We start from the raw sequence: 16,756 nt of genomic DNA, 5'->3' as shown, positions 1-16,756 counted from the left end.
CGGTGCTGCCGCTGGCGCTCTGGCGTTGGCCCACGGTGGTTTCGGCCACGGCCATCAACAGGCCACGGGTGCGGTTAAACACCAGGCGATAGCGGCGTTGGTTCATCGGAATCGGAGCCTTCGGAATTGGACGTGCGGATGCACAGGTCCCGCAGGCTAACAACCAGGCAGTGGGGACGAACCTGGTCAGATTCACATCGTAAAATCCAGGCGGCGCAATGAACTCGAGACCACTTTCGCGCACGAAAGCGGCGGTCAGCCGGGCGCAAATTCTTGAAATTACGTATTGGGCAGCAGTCCATCAATACAACGCGTTATGTGGACTTTTTTTGAGCGCGCCTGCCCTGACTGTGGTGTTTGCTAAACCGCGGGCGCGGACGCCCTGCCCAGATCAAGGCAGCATGCAAGCGGCCATTGCTGCATATGCGATTTGTGATCAGACCAAAGGCCGCCCGGCTGCGGTCTTGCGCGCAACAAAAAGCCCCGCCTCTTTGCAGAAGACGGGGCTTTGCGTTGCCGTAGCAGGGGCTGAATTACTTGCTGGCCACTTCCGCCGGCGCTTCACCGGTCTTGCTGACCCAACCGCCCCCCAGCGACTTGTACAAGCTCACCAGATTGGTCAGCCGCGACAGTTGCAGGCTGATCAGACTTTGCTGCGCACTGAACAACGAGCGCTGCGAATCCAGCGTCGACAGATAGCTGTCTACGCCTTTGTCGTAACGCAGTTGCGACAGGTTGTAGCGGGTGCTTTCCGCTTGCACCAGATCGGATTGGGCCTTGATCTGATCGTCCAGTTGATGGCGCGCCACCAGGCCATCCGATACTTCACGGAACGCGGACTGGATCGACTTCTCATAGTTGGCCACAGCGATTTTCTGCTGGGTGTTGGCCACGTCGAGATTGGCGCTGTTCCGGCCACCGTCAAAGATCGGCATGGTAATGCTGGGGCCGAAGCTCCATGCGCTCTGGCCGCTGCCAAACAGCCCGCTCAATGCCGGGCTGGACGAGCCATACGCGCCGGTCAGCGAGATGGTCGGGAAGAACGCGGCGCGCGCTGCGCCAATATTGGCGTTAGCGGCTTTCAGCGCGTGCTCGGCCTGGACGATGTCCGGACGGCGTTCCAGCAAATCGCTGGACAAACCGGCTGGCAAATCGGCCAACATTTGCTCGTCACCCAGTTTGGGCTCGGGCGGCAGGTCAGCCGGCAACGGCTGGCCAATCAAAAATGCCAGAGCGTTTTCGGCTTGCGCCTTTTGCTGGATGGCTTGCGCCGCTGCGCCTTGCGCCGTGTTCAGCTGCGACTGCACCGAGGCCAGATCCAGCGCCGACGCCGCGCCGACGTCAAACCGGCGTTTGGTCAGATCAAAGCTCGACTGATACGACTTCAGCGTTTCGTTGGCCAGGTCTAATTGCGCCTCGGCCGACAGCACGGTCAGATACTGGCTGGCTACTTCGGACACCAACGTAATCTGCGCGGTCTTTTGCGCTTCCGCGGTGCCGAAATAGCTTTCCAGCGCGGCGTTTTTCAGGCTCTGCACGCGGCCGAACAAATCAAGTTCGTACGAAGTAAAGCCCAGATTGGCGCTGAAGCTGTTGCCGGTTACTTCGCGGCCCGACGTATTCATATTGGCCGGCGTATGGGCACGGGTGCCCTGCGCGGCCGCATTGATGGTCGGGAACAGATCTGCGCGTTGAATCTGATATTGAGCGCGAGCCTGTTCAACCTGCAGTACCGCCACACGCAAATCGCGGTTGTTTTGCAGCGACAGTTCAATCAGCTTTTGCAGACGCGCGTCGGCAAAGAAATCCTGCCAGCCGATATCGGCCGCCAAGGTTTTGCCTTGCGCCGTGTTGTCACCAAACGCACCCCCGGTGGGGAACGCACCCACCGGGCTGGCCGGGCGTTGGTAGGTCGGCGCCAGTGTGCACGCACTCAGCGCGGCGGCCAGCGCGGTGACCAGAAATAATTGCTTAGTCATGTTTGTCTCCCTCCGGGGCCGGCAAAGCCTGCGCCGGGGTCGCTTCGGGTTTTGCATCCGGAATGTGGAAGAAGCGGTTTACCACCACAAAGAACAAAGGCACGAAGAAGATTGCCAGCACGGTGGCCGTCACCATACCGCCTGCCACGCCGGTACCGATGGCGTTCTGGCTGCCCGAACCCGCGCCGTTGGCAATCACCAGCGGCAACACGCCCAGGATAAACGCAATCGACGTCATCAGAATCGGGCGCAAGCGCATGCGCACCGCCTCGATGGTGGCGTCATACAGCGACTTGCCGCTTTCATGCAGTTCTTTGGCAAATTCCACGATCAGAATCGCGTTCTTGGCAGACAGACCGATAGTGGTCAGCAGACCCACCTGGAAGTACACGTCGTTGGACAGGCCGCGGCCGGTTGCGGCCAGCAGCGCGCCAATCACACCCAGCGGCACCACCAGCATCACCGAGAACGGAATCGCCCAGCTTTCGTACAGTGCGGCCAGACACAAGAACACCACTGCCAGCGAAATCGCGTACAACATCGGCGCTTGCGAACCGGACGCTTTTTCTTCAAACGACAGGCCGGTCCACTCATAACCAATGCCTGGCGGCAGTTTGGCAATCATGGCTTCGACTTCGGTCATGGCGTCACCGGTGGATTTGCCCGGTGCCGGCGCACCCAGAATTTCGACGGACGAAATCCCGTTGTAGCGTTCCAGCTTGGGCGAACCGTAGATCCAGTGCGCGGTCGAGAAGGCCGAGAACGGCACCATCTGGCCCTTGTTGTTACGCACATACCACTTGTCCACGTCTTGCGGCAGCATGCGGAACTGCGCGTCGGATTGCACATACACCTTCTTCACGCGGCCTTTATCAATGAAGTCATTGACATAGGACGAGCCCCACGCGGTCGATAGTGTCTTGTTGATATCCGACAGGCTCAGGCCCAGCGCCGAGGCTTTCTGCTGATCCACCTCGATCTTGTACTGCGGCGTGTCTTCCATGCCGTTGGGGCGCACCGCCACCAGGTTGGGGTTTTTGGCCGCCATGCCCAGCAGCATGTTGCGCGCTTCAATCAGCTTGTCATGACCCACACCGCCACGATCCTGCAGCTGCAAGTCAAAGCCGGTGGCGTTACCCAGTTCCAGTACCGCAGGCGGAGCAAAGGCAAAAGCCATCGCTTCTTTGTACTGGCTGAATGCGCCCATGGCCCGATTGGCGATGGCCGTCACTTTCTGGTCTTTATCGCCGCGCACGCTCCAGTCTTTCAGGCGTACAAACGCAAGACCCATGTTCTGGCCACGACCGGCAAAGCTGAAGCCCGCCACCGAGAACACCGACTCCACATCGCTCTTTTCGTCTTGCAGGAAATGGTTTTCCATCTTGACGATCGACTTGAGCGTTTGCTCTTGCGTGGCGCCCACCGGCAATTGCACCTGAGTAAACAGAATGCCCTGGTCTTCATCCGGCAAGAACGCGGTCGGCATGCGGATAAACAGGAACGCCATAATCCCGATGATCACAAAATAGATCAGGAAAAAGCGCACCGAGCGTTTGATCACACCACCGACGGCCGACTGATAACGCAGGTTGGCCGCATCGAACTTGTTGTTAAACCAGCCAAAAAAGCCGGTGTCTTTAACGTGATGGCCTTTCTGGATTGGCTTGAGCAGCGTGGCGCACAGCGCCGGCGTCAGTACCAACGCCACCAGCACCGACAGCGCCATGGCCGAGACGATGGTGATGGAGAACTGGCGATAAATCGCGCCGGTAGAGCCACCAAAGAACGCCATTGGCACAAACACCGCGGACAGCACCAGCGCAATACCCACCAGCGCGCCGGTGATCTGGTCCATCGATTTACGCGTGGCTTCTTTGGGCGACAGACCTTCTTCGCTCATCACCCGCTCAACGTTTTCGACCACGACGATGGCGTCATCGACCAGCAGACCGATCGCCAGCACCATCCCGAACATGGTCAGTACGTTAATCGAGAAACCCGCGATCGACAGAATGCCGAATGTACCCAGCAACACCACTGGCACGGCGATCGTCGGGATCAGCGTGGCGCGGAAGTTCTGCAAGAACAGGTACATCACCAGGAACACCAGCACGATAGCTTCGAGCAGGGTCTTGACCACGTCTTCAATCGACAGCTTGACGAACGGGGTGGTGTCGTACGGATAAGCCACCTTCAGCCCTTGCGGGAAGAAGCGCGACAGATCATCCACCTTCGCGCGCACCGCGGCTGCGGTGTCGAGCGCGTTGGCGCCGGTGGCCAGCTTGATGGCCAGACCGGATGCAGGCTTGCCGTTGTAGCGGCTCAGAATCGAATAGTCTTCACCACCCAGTTCGGAACGCGCCACATCTTTCAGCCGCACCTGGCTGCCGTCGGTGTTGACCTTCAGCAGAATCTGGTCGAACTCGGCGGCAGTCTGCAGACGCGTTTGCGCGGTAATCGTGGCGTTCAGCTCTTGCCCCGGCACCGCAGGCGCGCCACCCAACTGGCCAGCGGAAACCTGCACGTTCTGCGCCGAAATGGCGTTGCTGACATCCAGCGCCGTCAGTTGATAGCTGGCCAGCTTGTTGGGGTCCAGCCAGATGCGCATGGCGTATTGCGAGCCAAACACCTGAATGTCACCCACACCCTGCACGCGGCTGATCGGGTCTTTGACGTTGGCCGACAGATAATCGCCCAGGTCATTGCGGTTCATGCTGCCGTCTTCCGACACAAAACCGAGCACCATCATGAAGTTCTTGGTGGCTTTGGCAACGCGAATACCTTGCTGCTGCACTTCTTGCGGCAGCAGCGGCGTGGCTAGTTGCAGTTTGTTCTGCACCTGAACCTGCGCGATATCCGGGTTGGTGCCCGCCTTGAACGTCAAGGTAATCGAAACCGCACCTGACGAATCACTGGTCGACGCCATATACAGCAGGTTGTCGATCCCGTTCATTTGTTGCTCGATCACCTGCGTGACCGTGTCTTCAACCGTCTTGGCCGATGCGCCCGGGTAGGTGGCGGTAATGGCCACGGACGGCGGAGCAATCGTCGGATATTGGGAGATCGGCAAGGTACGCATTGCCAATATCCCGGCCATCATGATGACGATGGCGATCACCCACGCAAAGATCGGGCGATCAATAAAAAATCTTGCCATGTGTAACTCCCGATCAGTTTGCGGCGGCGTTGGCCGAGGCAGCAGCGGAAGCAGGCGCAGCGGCAGGTGCCGAAGCATCTGCGGCAGGCACGGCTTTCACTTGCGCACCCGGTTTAACCTTCTGCAGGCCAGCCACAATCACTTGCTCGCCGGCTTTAAGACCGCTACTGACCACCCACACATTCCCCACCGCAGCGCCAGTGGTAATCGGACGCGCTTCGACTTTGCCGTCGGCGCCAACAACCATCACGCTGGCGTTGCCGGTGGGGCCACGTTGCACGGCCATTTGCGGCACGGTAATCGCGTTGTCCTGCACGGCTTGCGCCACCTTGGCACGCACATACATGCCCGGCAGCAGGTCGTGATGCGGGTTCGGGAATTCAGCACGCAGCGTGACCATGCCGCTGGTTTGATCGACGGTGATGTCGGAGAACAGCAGCTTGCCCTTCTGGCTGTACACGCTGCCGTCTTCCAGGATCAGTGATACTTCGGCGGTCGAACCTTGCGCGCCCTTCACCTTGCCCGATTGCAGCGCGCGCCGCAGTTTCAGCAGTTCGGTGCTGGACTGGGTGACGTCGACGTAGATCGGATCGGTCTGGGTAACCGTCGCCAGCAACGTGGCTTCACCCTGACCCACCAATGCGCCTTCGGTGACTTGCGCCTTGCCGACGGTGCCGGAGATCGGCGAGGTTACGGTGGTATAGCCCAGGTTCAGGTTGGCGCTGGTGACTTGCGCTTTGGCCGAGGCCACTTGCGCTTCGCCTTGTTTGACCGCGATCAGCGCATTGTCGTAATCCTGCTTCGACACAGCATTAACGGTCACCAGATCGCGATAGCGGCCTTCCACCAGTTTTGCTTGCGCCAGCGCGGCCTCGGCATTGGCCTGCGCGGCTTTGGCGCTATCCAGCGTGGCTTGCAACGGGGCCGGGTCAATACGGAACAGCACCTGGCCGGCCTTTACGTCCGAGCCTTCTTCAAAGGTGCGCTTAAGCACGATGCCAGCGGCGCGGGCACGCACTTCGGCCACACGCACGGCATTGACGCGACCTTGCAGTTCGGTGGTCAGCGGCAGATTGCCCTGGCTGACTTGCACCGTATTGACTTCAGGCGGGCCGGACGGCGCTTGTTGCGCCGGCTTTTCACCGCAAGCACTCAGCGTCGCGATGGCCGCAAGTGCGGCCACCGTGGCAAGGCGTAGGCGGAATGGAGTCTTGTTGTCACGCATGAGCGTCCCCGTGAGATTCAAGTAAAGAAAGCGTTCAAAAAAAAATATCGCCGCAAAGTGCACCAGGCGAGCCGGTCTTATGCCGACCTGAACAGACTTATTGGTAAAAAGTCGCAGCGGATCGTAACATACATACATTCGAGGTTGTATGTATGAGCCCGAAAATAATTAAGGATTTTACTATTCAGCCGGAAACCAGACCGGAGCTGACCTCAAAGGTTCAATCGCATGGCCAGAAAAACCAAAGAAGAAGCGCAGGAAACACGCGCGCTGATTCTTGAAACGGCTGAACGCCTGTTCAGTGCACAAGGCGTTGCCAGAACTTCGCTCCACCACATCGCGGACGCCGCCGGGCTGACGCGGGGCGCGATCTATTGGCATTTCAAAAACAAGTCGGATTTATTCAATGCAATGGCAGACCGCATTTGCCTGCCGATGGAAACCGCGCTGGAACCGGACACTACCGGTTTGTATCAAGATCCATTGAGCCAGTTGCGTCAGGGTATCGTCAAGGTGATGCAGGAAACTACTAGCGACGAACGTCAGCGCCGTGTGTTTGATGTGCTGTTTAATAAATGCGAATACACCGAGGATATCGATGCCGTATTACAACGACGGCACGCCGCGATGAAAGATGGGGCGGCGCGCGTGCAAGGATTGCTGCGCCAGGCCATCGAGCGCGGTCAGATGCCGGGCACGCTCAATGTGCAGCGCGCCGAAGTGATGTTGCACAGCATCCTGACCGGTGCATTGGGCCTGTGGTTGTTTGAGCCAGACCGGTTTGATCTGCAAGCCGAAGCCGAACGCATGATTGATGCGTACATCGATATGTTGCGACTCAGCCCCGCGCTGCAGCAGGCCTGAATCGGCACCAAATCGACATCAGATTTCCAGCGGCTCGGGCAGGACGACAATGCCGTCCTCATCGCTATATAGATAGTGGCCCGGCGTAAACGTGATGCCGCCAAAACCCACCGGCACATCCACGTCGCCCGCACCTGACTTGGCGCTTTTACGCGGATTGCTACCCAGCGCCTTGATGCCGAAGTACAGCGTTTGCAGAATCGCTGTATCGCGCACCGCGCCGTAAATAACGAGTCCGCCCCAGCCATTTTCCAGCGCCGAGGTCGCAATCAAATCGCCCACCAACGCGCTATGCAGCGAGCCGCCGCCATCCACCACCAGGATCGCGCCGGCACCGGGCGTAGCCAGCGTTTGTTTAACCAAAGCGTTGTCGCCCGACACGCGCACCGTGCGGATGCGCCCTTCCATCTTCAGCTTGCGGCCGTAGTGCACAAACTGGGTATCGCAGGATGGCGCATCGGGTACGGCATCGATCAAATCGGCGGTAGCAATCGGCATGGCGGCAACGCTCTCGGGCGGGTTGGGCAGATGTTGTGCATCTTAGCAGCCGCGCACAGCGCCAGCCTGGCGGCGCGCATGAGCCCGGCGGCAGCCCGAACGGGCGCTTAGCTGGCCAGCCTGGCCAATGCGTCGCCCGTTACGCGGCAAATGCGCCAATCGGGCAATACATCCGCGCCCAGACTTTGATAAAAGCTGATCGCGTTGGCATTCCAGTCGAGCACGCTCCAGTCAAAACGACCATATCCGCGCTCGTAGGCGATCTTTGCCAGGTGCTTCAGCAAGGTTTTACCCAGCCCTTGGCCACGCAGGGCCGGGCGTACATACAGGTCTTCCAGATACAGGCCGCGGCGGGTCAAAAAGGTGGAGTAATTTTCAAAATACAGCGCGAAGGCCTGCACGCCGCTGTCCACTTCCGCCACCACCGCATAGATCACCGGACGCGCGCCAAACAGATCGTCGTGCAGACGCTGCTCGCTCATATCCAGCAGATGGGTCAGCTTCTCGAATTCGGCCAGTTCGGCCACCATGGCCAGAATGGCGGGCACGTCGGCGGGTGTGGCATTTCGGATTACCGGGACGATGGGCATTGCAGTTTTTTCCTTATCAAAGGCATTTGGTAAAAGTACCAAAGCAAACGGGCGACACTGTGGTCGCCCGTTTTTGCTACGTTTTGCTGCTCAACAACGCTTATTTGGCGTGGTTGATCATGTAGTGCGCAGCAGCGCGGAACTCGTCGTCGCTACCGGTGTAACCACCCTTGACCGGCATTTGACCATTGCCGTTCTTGAGCACGTTCTCGATAACGGCTTTCGGATCCTTGCCATTGAGCTTGGCGGCCCACTGACCTTTGTCACCAAAAGTGGGCGCGCCCAGCAGACCGGTGCCGTGGCAGGTTTTGCAGGTACTCTCGAAAACTTCCTTGCCCTTGACTTCAGGGTCGATGGCGCCGCCTGCACCTGCAGCCGGTTCCGGCGCCACAAACTTGGCACCGCCCGCGTTGGCCATATAAGCCACTGCGCGCTTCACTTCGTCATCGGTCAGATCCGCGGCGCCACCGCGAGCCGGCATGGCGTTAAAGCCGTGCAGCGCATGGTCGATCAGCGTGTCAAAGCCCTTGGCAATACGCGGACCCCACATGCCAGCGTCGCCAAACTTGGGCGAGCCCGCCAGGCCCGCGCCATGACAGGCAATACAGACGGCTTCGAAGACCATCTTGCCAGTACGCGAACCCGGAGGTGCGCTATCGACGACTTTGCTGACGCCCACAGGCTGCAGACGAGCCGAAATGGCTTCGTTGGTCATGGTCGACAGGCCCAGATCGACACCGCTACCGGCGGTGAACAATTTGACCACCATGAAAATAAACAACGGCACTCCGATCAGTGCCGCAACAATCAGGCCAACAAAGCTCTTGACTCCGGAAGCGTTCGAACCGCTCATGCTGCCATCCCTTTTAGTTGTTCGTGTTGCGAAGGTGAAATTCAGAATTGCGGCGAATTATACCGACAAGGCCCACCGCGGGAAAGCGCATAGACGCTGTGAAACAAACGCGTTATTATCCGGCCCTCACTGCAAGTGCGCCCGTAGCTCAGTTGGATAGAGTGTCAGTTTCCGAAGCTGAAGGTCACAGGTTCGATCCCTGTCGGGCGCACCATTCTTTGTTGGATCGCCGCAGCGCACGCATCTTGCGTCCCGGCGGTGCTCAGAATGCTCATGGGCATCAAGCCCACTCCGCTTCTTCCGCTCCGGCGGTACGCAACCTGCGTACACTGCGACGCTCCCGATACGTTTGTGATTCAACTTCCTCTGTGGCGGCGCTGCGCTGTCGCCGCTTGCATGCGCGCGGGCCGCTGCGCTGCCGCTTTTTGTTTGCAAATTCGCTGCGCTCTTTGCTTTGCTGAGCCGCGAATCGCTTCGCTCTCGTGGGGCGGCAATTCGCTGCGCTCCTACTTTGGGCGATGCGCTTCGCTGTCGCCTTGATCGGGGCGCTGCACTGCCGATCTTTTCTGCGTTGCCGAGCGATGCGCTTCGCTGTCACCCTGCCACCACTTCTTATAGGGTGGGTCTGGACCCACCGCCCAACGCCGCCTGGCAAAAATGATGTGTAGGGTGCGTTACCCGTAGGGCAACGCACATTTCGGTTATGCCACCGCCGTTATGTTTTCAACACCACCCACCCCGCGTTCCCGCGACCGTCGGCTTGGGCGTCGCGCCCTTTTAACCAAATCAATCACACCAACCACAACCACATCAACCACATCCAATGACACCGGTCTCACATCACCCGGTCACTCCATCCATCTTTACCGTGCGCCCATCCTGACGCCCTTCATTCCACCCCTGTTGCCGCGCTCACCTTCACCGTATTTCTCCCTGCCGCCTTGGCCAGATACAAGGCCTGGTCCGCGCGTCGCAATGTGTTATCCAGATCCGGCTCGCCCGGTTGCCAGTCGGCGACGCCGATGCTTACGGTGACGCGCAGGCGCAGTTCTTCAAATTCCATGGATTGCCGGGCAATGGCCAGGCGGATGCGTTCGGCCACTTCGGCGGCGCGGGGCAATGGGGTGCCGGGCAGCAGCAGCACAAACTCTTCGCCGCCGTAGCGGGCCACCACATCATCGGGGCGCACGCAGGTTTTGAGGATACGGGCGGCTTCGGTCAGTGCCAGGTCGCCAGCGGCATGGCCGTGGCTATCGTTGATGCTTTTAAAGAAGTCGAGATCAACCATCAGCAGCGTCAGCGGCTGGCGCGTGCGCGCAGCGCGTTCCACATTGCGGGCGGCGCACCACATCAGATAGCGACGGTTATGCAGGCCGGTCAGTGCGTCGACGGTGGCATGACGCTCCAGTTCTTCTTGCGTTTGCACCAACTCCTGATGCGATTCGCTCAGCATCTGATAGTTAAGTGCATTGCCCAAAGCCACGGCGCTATAGGCCGCGATATTACGGAACACCAGTTGTTCGACTTCGCCATACGCATGCACGCGACTGGACTGGATCGAGATCACGCCCAGCATGCGCGGCCCCACGGTCAACGGGGCAAACAACAGCGTGTGCATGGGCAAGGTGCCGGGAATGTGGCGCGGGTCTTGTTCGTCCGGACCAAACTCCACCAGCAGCTCGCGCCGCTCCCTGAACGCACGCGCGCTGTTGGATTTCGGGTCATCCAGCGCAATCACCGGCCCAGGCGTGGTGTTGCTGCCTTCCACTGAATACGCGGGCACCAGATGATCCCCTTCCGCCAGCCATACGCGCAGCCCGGCCACATCCAGCAACGTGCCAGCATGACGTGACAGCGTGGCAAAGATGGCATGCAGATCCGGTGTGGCGGTAATTTCCTGGCCGATGGCGCCCAGACTTTCCAGAATCGCCAACTTACGGCGCTCGGTGGCCAGCAGCTCGCGCTGATACGCCGCTTCGCGTTGCGCGTTTTCGGCTTCGTGCCGCGCCGAAGTGGTGGCGATCTGGCGCGTGGCGCGCTGGGTGTTTTCGCGGTTTAACGCTTCAATACGGCGGCGCTCAAACTGCAAGGCTTTGACCGCATCGCCAACCTGCTCCCACGCCAACGCACAGGTGGCCAGATAGTCATCATCCGGCTGCCAGTCCGGTGTGCGTTGTGCGGCCACCAGGTCCAGATAATGTAAAGCCGGGCTGGGCGCGGCGTGTTCGGACGGCCCGGGCAAATCCGGATGTCGCACATAGATATGCGCCAGCGCCAACAGCGCGCGATGGCGGTTTTCAAAATCAATCAGGGTCGGCACTTGCAATGCGCCATGCGCCAGCCGGAGTGCCTCTGCGATTTCGCCTAGCCGCGCCAGACATTCCGCCAGCCCGGACAACACCCGCGGCATCAAATCCAGATGTCCGCCCGCTTCGGCTGCCGCCAATGATTCTTCAAACGCGCCGCGCGACTCGTCCAGCAACTGCAGGCGGGCGCACACCTCGCCCAGCAACGCCACCGCAATCACAAATACGCGCGACCGCTTTAGCGATTGCAACCAGTGGCGCGCTTCGCGGGCCGCTTTTAAGGCCTGATCCAGTTGGCCCAGCGTCTGATAGACGTCGGACAGCGTATACAGGGCCGCGCCCATATTCAGCGGCCAGCGCCGCGGCCGCGCCAGGGTCAAGGCTTGTTCCACATAGAGCGTCTGCGCGCCGGTATCGCCCAGATTGCCCATCGCGCCGCCCGCATTGGCCAGACACGGCAACACCTGACGCACCAGACCGGCATCCAGCAGCAAGCGCGCACCTTCGTCAAACGCGGGCCGACATGCCTGATATTCGCCCTCAATAAACTGGAACAAGCCGCGCGCGTAATACAGCAAGCCATTCAGCGCGGGATCTTCGGCAAAGTGTTGATGCACATCGGATGAAGCCAGCGCCAGGGCGGCGGGCTCGCTTAAAAAGGCCTTGTCGACCGCCAGCCAGACACGGCACGCCGTCTGCCGATACAGATCGCCGGCTTGCTGATAGCACGCCAGCGCCTGATCCAGCGCGATCTGGCGTTCATCCGGCAAACCCTGGTCGTGCACCACGCGAGAACGCAGCAAGGCCACATCGCCGCGCCCGGCCGGATTAGCCACGGCGGCAAAACCGGCGTCGGCTTGCTGGATCAGCTCAAGCGCCTCATCCAGCCGCGCGGCCAGCCAGGCCAGTTCGGCACGAATCAGCAACACGCGCGCCACCGCTTCGATGCCCACCAGGGGTTCCAGCCGCGCCAGCAAGGCTTCCACCTGATCGGCTTCGTCCTGGCGCGTTAGCCACGCCAGCTCCAGCAACAGCTCGGGCGATGGCATCGCGGTCTCGGCCAGAGCGGTACGTAATGCGGCGACATGAGATCGGGCGGCATAAAGTTTCATGCCCTGAAGAATAGCGCGCCCGGACCAAGTCTGCTGCCGGCCACCACGGCTTTGCCCCGCAATGCAGCAACAGCGCTACACTGCGCGCCCTGCCCGGCAGCGGCCCGAGGTTTGCAGCGCGCATTACGCGTGCCATGCTGACCAGACAACAATCAATCCCGTAGCGTGAGTGCTTCCATGCGTATCTGGCCACAGGCCGTCTCTGCACTGACCGTATTGCTTTTGGCATCAAGCACCGCTGCGCGCGCGGAAATCGGCCAGCAACTGGAGATTGCCTCCGGCCCCGACTACCCGCCATTTGCCGATAGCAATCTGCCCGATGGCGGCATGCTGACCGGCATCGTGCGGCGCGCCTTTGCCCTGCGCGGCATCCAGGCCCAACTGACTTGGCTACCGTGGCGGCGCACTGAAATCGACAGCGCCAACGGCGTGTTCGCCGCCACCTTTCCTTATGTTAAAACGCCGGGCCGCAGCCAGCGCTTTGTGTACAGCCAGGAACTCTACAACGTCACCACCTGGGTCTACGCCAAACCGGAACTCGCCAATGCCACGCCTGAAGAACTGGCACGCCATGTGCAATGCGTGCCGCAAGGTTATGCCGTGGGCGAGCAAGCACAAGCGCGGCTGGGCACGGCGCGCGCGGTGCAGCAACCGGCCAGCTTTGATGCCTGTGCGCGCATGGTGCTAATGGGCCGCGCTGATTTCTTTCTGGCCAACGACGCCACCGGGGCCAGCATCTTGCGTGGCATGCCGCGCGGCGCGCTGGTGCATTCCGAACAGCCGTTTACCGGCAACTCCTTGTATCTGATGGTGCCGGTATCGCGCAAAGACGCCGCCTTTGTCGTCCACCAGTTCAATCTGGGCCTGGAACAACTTAAACGTAGCGGCGAATACGATCGCTATATCGCACGTTATCTGAAGGCCCTGCCCGGCCCACCGTAACCCCCGCCGGTGTGACGACCATCACCGACATCCGGCCTGCGCGTTGGTCGCCGTTATGATCCGCCCCATACCTGCGGAGACATGCATGACACATAACGCGACAAACAAAACCTGGCTCGTATTACCGATTGCACTGATTCTGGCCGCATGTGGTGGCGGCGGCGGGGGTGATGACGGCAGCACCAGCGGGGGCAGCAGCAACAATACAACTGCGGGCTCGACCGCAACGCCGACACCGACGCCCACGGCATCCAGCGGCGCAACGCCGACGCCCACCCCGACCGCAACACCGACGCCGACACCCTCCAGCGCCGATCAAACCAGTTTCGCCGCCATCAACACCAGCAACCGCAGCGAAGTCATCGCCCGCTATCAGGATGGTCTGGTGCCGCTGAAAGCCACCACCTTCAGCTGGACCGGCAATGTCAGCACCTGCACGCCGGGCGACACGCCACTCAACTACAAAAATGCCGAAGTGCGCCTGGTGAACTACTACCGCGCCATGGCTGGCCTGCCGGGCAATGTCACCTTGTCGCTGGACGAGTCGGCCCGAGCCCAGGCCGCCGCATTAATGATGGATGCCAACGATCAGCTCAGCCATGCGCCGACCACCAGCTGGATCTGCTACACCGCGGTAGGTGCGGCGGCAGCAGGCAAATCCAATCTGGCGCTCAGCAGCGGCGCACTCAATAGCGGCGTGCCCGGCATGGGTGGGATTGGCGGCATCGGCCTGTACGTGGGCGATGCCGGCGTCACCTCACTGGGCCATCGCCGCTGGGTGTTGTACTCGCGTCTTTCGGCCGTTGGCACAGGCGATACGCCCAGCGCCAACGCGCTGTATGTGATCGACAATGTCGGCCCGGTTTACACGCCCGCCAATGGCACGCCGTGGCCGCCGGCCGGTTATGTGCCGCGCCCCGTGGCCAGCCCGTCGCAACAATGGTCGTTCTCGTATCCAGGTGCGGACTTTAGCAACAGCACGGTGGCGCTGACTGATGACGCCAACAACGCCATCGCCACCAGCAACGTGGGCAAGCTGGACAACGGCTACGGCGACAATACCTTCAGCTGGAACATCAGCAGCAGCGCCACCGGTTGGGACCGCAGCCCCGGCGATACCAAAATCAACGTCACGGTCGGCAATGTGCTGATTGGTGGCGTGGCGCGCAGCTTTAGCTACACGGTAACGTTTATTACGCCGTAATCGCGATGGATTAAAGCGTGCCAAGGGCGACCGCGGTCGCCCTTTTTTACGCCTGTACCACGCCCTGGCTACAAAATCGCAATCCAGGTCGACGCCAACAGCAACACCGCCATCGTGCGATTAAACCAACCCATGGCCCGGGCCGACGGCAACATCCGCTGGGCCGCTGAACCCAACGCCGCCCATAAGCCCATACATGGCATCGACAGCAACCAGAACAGCAAAGCCAGTTGCCATAGCGCGCCTGCATGACCGAACACGCTGGTGACGGTCAGCGCCATCACCCAGCTTTTAGGATTGATCAATTGCAGCGCCGCCGCCTGCCACCCCGCCACCGGCTTGCCCACTTGCGCGGTCGACAGTTGCATATCGGCGGCGCGCCAAAGCTGCACGGCCATCACGCTAAGCCACCATGCGCCACCCCACGTCAGCGCCACGCGCAATGCGGGCGCCCAATGCGCCACTTCGCCCAGACCAAAACCCACCAGCACAATCATCGACGCGGCGGCCGCGCCGCCCAGCACCACCAGCGGCACCGCCTGACGCAAGCCATAACGCGCGCTTTGGCCTAACACCAATACATTGGTCGGGCCCGGCGTAATCGACGCCACCAGGCTGAATATCAAAAAGGGCCACAGTTGATTCATCACGCACCACCTTCAAAACAGGGACAGGTTTCGATGGTGCCGTGGCAGGGATTTTCAGTCTGGAAGGTTCGTGCAGCGTTTGCGATAGTGCGCGGGCGTCATGCGATAGGCACGCATAAACCAGCGCCCCAGATGACTTTGATCGGCAAAGCCCAGCGCACTGGCCACTTGCACCGGCGTCTGACCCTGCGCCAGCAAATGCCGCGCTCGCGCCAGTCGCAATTGCACCAGATAGGCATGCGGCGCCAGCCCAAACGCCGCCTTGAACGCGCGTGACAATCTGAAGCGGTCCGCTCCCGCAATCTGCGCCAGCCGGTCCAGGTCTATATCCTCAGTGAGGTGCGCATGCAGATAATCGCGGGCACGCCGCGCCACCGCCGGCAAACGCGGATCTTGCTGCAGCGGAATGCGCCACTGCAGATGCGGACTTAACCGCGCCAGAAAGCGGTCCAGCACGCCTTGGCGCACGATGCGCAATTCGGGCGCCTGCAGGCTGTCCCACGCGCCCGCAATCGCATGGGCCAGCGCCGGGTCCATGGCCAGGGTCTGGGTAAACCCGGCTTGCGCGGTCGAGGCGGCATCAGGAAACAACACGCGCATTTCGCGCTCCAGCCAGTGTGGATCAATGTAGAGCGTGCGATAGGTGAAGCCCGCTTCGGCCGGGGCCTCGCCATCGTGGATTTCGCCCGGGTCCAGCATGAACACCGCGCCCGGCGTGCTGACGTGGCGCTGCCCGCGACAATCAAACTGCTGCACACCGGTTTCAGTAAAGCCCACCAGATAGCTGTCGTGCCAATGCGGATCGTAGGCATGGCCTTCAAAATGGGCGTGCAGCGTCTCGATGCCCGTATCGGCATCCTTGAACAGATTGACCCAGTTGTTCTCGCTCATTACGCCGATTCCTCCGCCAGACTGGCAAACTTAGTGGATGTCATTCAGAAGAGTCTGGAAGATTTGTGCAGCGGACTGCGGCATCAAGCCCATCCCCGGCTTAATCGCCCAGCCAGTCGGCCACGCCGCCATGCCGCCTGCACGCGCCGCGACGGCCCTGATCAAAACTGTAGGTATTGTCACCACAGTGTGCGGTTGCGCCTGCCGGGGCTGAACCCGCCACCACGGGTGCGGCCTTGCGCACCACGTGGCCCGCCTGATTAATAAACGTTCCGGGCTCCAGCGTCGGCGCGGCGGCCGGGCCAGAGGCTTTTTCCACCGTAATGCGCGCCCATGCAGGCGATACAACCGCCACCACGAGCAGCGCAACGAGCCATCGTTTCATCAGGTTTACACTCCATCAAGCACTGCGAAGGCGTACCGCAAAGTACAACTGGTACAACTCCGCACTTGCGGACATTGTCGCAAAATTCCACATTCGCTGTAGC

Annotated in this window: 14 protein-coding genes and 1 tRNA gene; 4 read left to right on the top strand and 11 right to left on the bottom strand. The window is 60.7% G+C overall.

Annotated features, from left to right (window positions below):
* The 4 genes from WG78_RS23400 to WG78_RS12990 all read right to left on the bottom strand — a co-directional run.
* Positions 1-106: ESPR-type extended signal peptide-containing protein (locus WG78_RS23400; RefSeq protein WP_152969186.1), on the bottom strand; the 106-nt coding region annotated here is incomplete at its 3' end.
* 427 nt (positions 107-533) lie between these two features.
* Positions 534-1,979 carry an efflux transporter outer membrane subunit gene (locus WG78_RS13000; protein WP_053938252.1) on the bottom strand — a complete coding sequence of 482 codons (1,446 nt, stop codon included), beginning with the start codon at positions 1,977-1,979 and terminating at the stop codon, positions 534-536.
* The gene (locus WG78_RS12995) at positions 1,972-5,136 is read right to left on the bottom strand and encodes an efflux RND transporter permease subunit (protein WP_053938251.1); all 3,165 of its coding nucleotides are present in this window, start codon (positions 5,134-5,136) and stop codon (positions 1,972-1,974) included. The genes WG78_RS13000 and WG78_RS12995 overlap by 8 nt, the downstream gene beginning before the upstream one ends.
* 13 nt (positions 5,137-5,149) lie before the next feature.
* Entirely contained in the window at positions 5,150-6,361 is a 1,212-nt protein-coding gene (locus WG78_RS12990) for an efflux RND transporter periplasmic adaptor subunit (protein WP_053938250.1), read from the bottom strand.
* Positions 6,362-6,589: 228 nt separating this feature from the next.
* On the opposite strand from WG78_RS12990, the gene WG78_RS12985 reads away from it, so the two are divergent.
* Entirely contained in the window at positions 6,590-7,225 is a 636-nt protein-coding gene (locus tag WG78_RS12985; RefSeq protein WP_053938249.1) for a TetR family transcriptional regulator, read from the top strand.
* 18 nt (positions 7,226-7,243) lie between these two features.
* On the opposite strand, the gene rraA is transcribed toward WG78_RS12985, so the two are convergent.
* The 3 genes from rraA to WG78_RS12970 all read right to left on the bottom strand — a co-directional run bounded on the left by rraA (position 7,244) and on the right by WG78_RS12970 (position 9,166).
* Entirely contained in the window at positions 7,244-7,723 is a 480-nt protein-coding gene (rraA, locus tag WG78_RS12980) for a ribonuclease E activity regulator RraA (protein ID WP_053938248.1), read from the bottom strand.
* 107 nt (positions 7,724-7,830) lie between these two features.
* Entirely contained in the window at positions 7,831-8,313 is a 483-nt protein-coding gene (locus WG78_RS12975) for a GNAT family N-acetyltransferase (protein ID WP_053938247.1), read from the bottom strand.
* A 100-nt stretch (positions 8,314-8,413) separates the two neighbouring features.
* Positions 8,414-9,166, bottom strand: coding sequence for a c-type cytochrome (locus WG78_RS12970; protein WP_053938246.1), 753 nt, complete (start codon positions 9,164-9,166; stop codon positions 8,414-8,416).
* A gap of 137 nt (positions 9,167-9,303) precedes the next feature.
* Between WG78_RS12970 and WG78_RS12965 the strand changes: the two genes are divergently transcribed.
* Positions 9,304-9,380, top strand: a tRNA-Arg gene (locus WG78_RS12965).
* Between the two features lie 675 nt (positions 9,381-10,055).
* Here the strand turns inward: WG78_RS12965 and WG78_RS12960 are convergent.
* Entirely contained in the window at positions 10,056-12,584 is a 2,529-nt protein-coding gene (locus WG78_RS12960) for a tetratricopeptide repeat-containing diguanylate cyclase (RefSeq protein ID WP_083459039.1), read from the bottom strand.
* Between the two features lie 177 nt (positions 12,585-12,761).
* Here WG78_RS12960 and WG78_RS12955 point away from each other — a divergent pair, with 177 nt between their 5' ends.
* Positions 12,762-13,526 (top strand): substrate-binding periplasmic protein, encoded by a 765-nt coding sequence (locus WG78_RS12955; RefSeq protein WP_053938244.1) that lies wholly within the window; start codon positions 12,762-12,764, stop codon positions 13,524-13,526.
* A gap of 85 nt (positions 13,527-13,611) precedes the next feature.
* A complete protein-coding gene (locus WG78_RS12950) occupies positions 13,612-14,730 on the top strand; it encodes a CAP domain-containing protein (RefSeq protein ID WP_053938243.1) in 1,119 nt (372 codons plus the stop codon).
* A gap of 68 nt (positions 14,731-14,798) precedes the next feature.
* On the opposite strand, the gene WG78_RS12945 is transcribed toward WG78_RS12950, so the two are convergent.
* The 3 genes from WG78_RS12945 to WG78_RS12935 all read right to left on the bottom strand — a co-directional run bounded on the left by WG78_RS12945 (position 14,799) and on the right by WG78_RS12935 (position 16,653).
* Positions 14,799-15,377 (bottom strand): LysE family translocator, encoded by a 579-nt coding sequence (locus tag WG78_RS12945; RefSeq protein ID WP_053938242.1) that lies wholly within the window; start codon positions 15,375-15,377, stop codon positions 14,799-14,801.
* Positions 15,378-15,431: 54 nt separating this feature from the next.
* A complete protein-coding gene (locus WG78_RS12940; RefSeq protein ID WP_053938241.1) occupies positions 15,432-16,268 on the bottom strand; it encodes an AraC family transcriptional regulator in 837 nt (278 codons plus the stop codon).
* A 100-nt stretch (positions 16,269-16,368) separates the two neighbouring features.
* Positions 16,369-16,653, bottom strand: a complete 285-nt coding sequence (locus tag WG78_RS12935; RefSeq protein ID WP_053938240.1) for a DUF3761 domain-containing protein — start codon at positions 16,651-16,653, stop codon at positions 16,369-16,371.
* Positions 16,654-16,756 lie beyond the last annotated feature (103 nt).

Origin of the sequence: Amantichitinum ursilacus (assembly GCF_001294205.1) — a bacterium.
GTDB lineage: Bacteria > Pseudomonadota > Gammaproteobacteria > Burkholderiales > Chitinibacteraceae > Amantichitinum > Amantichitinum ursilacus.
Note: the sequence above shows the minus strand (reverse complement) of the source record. Positions and strands in the feature narration are given on the sequence as shown.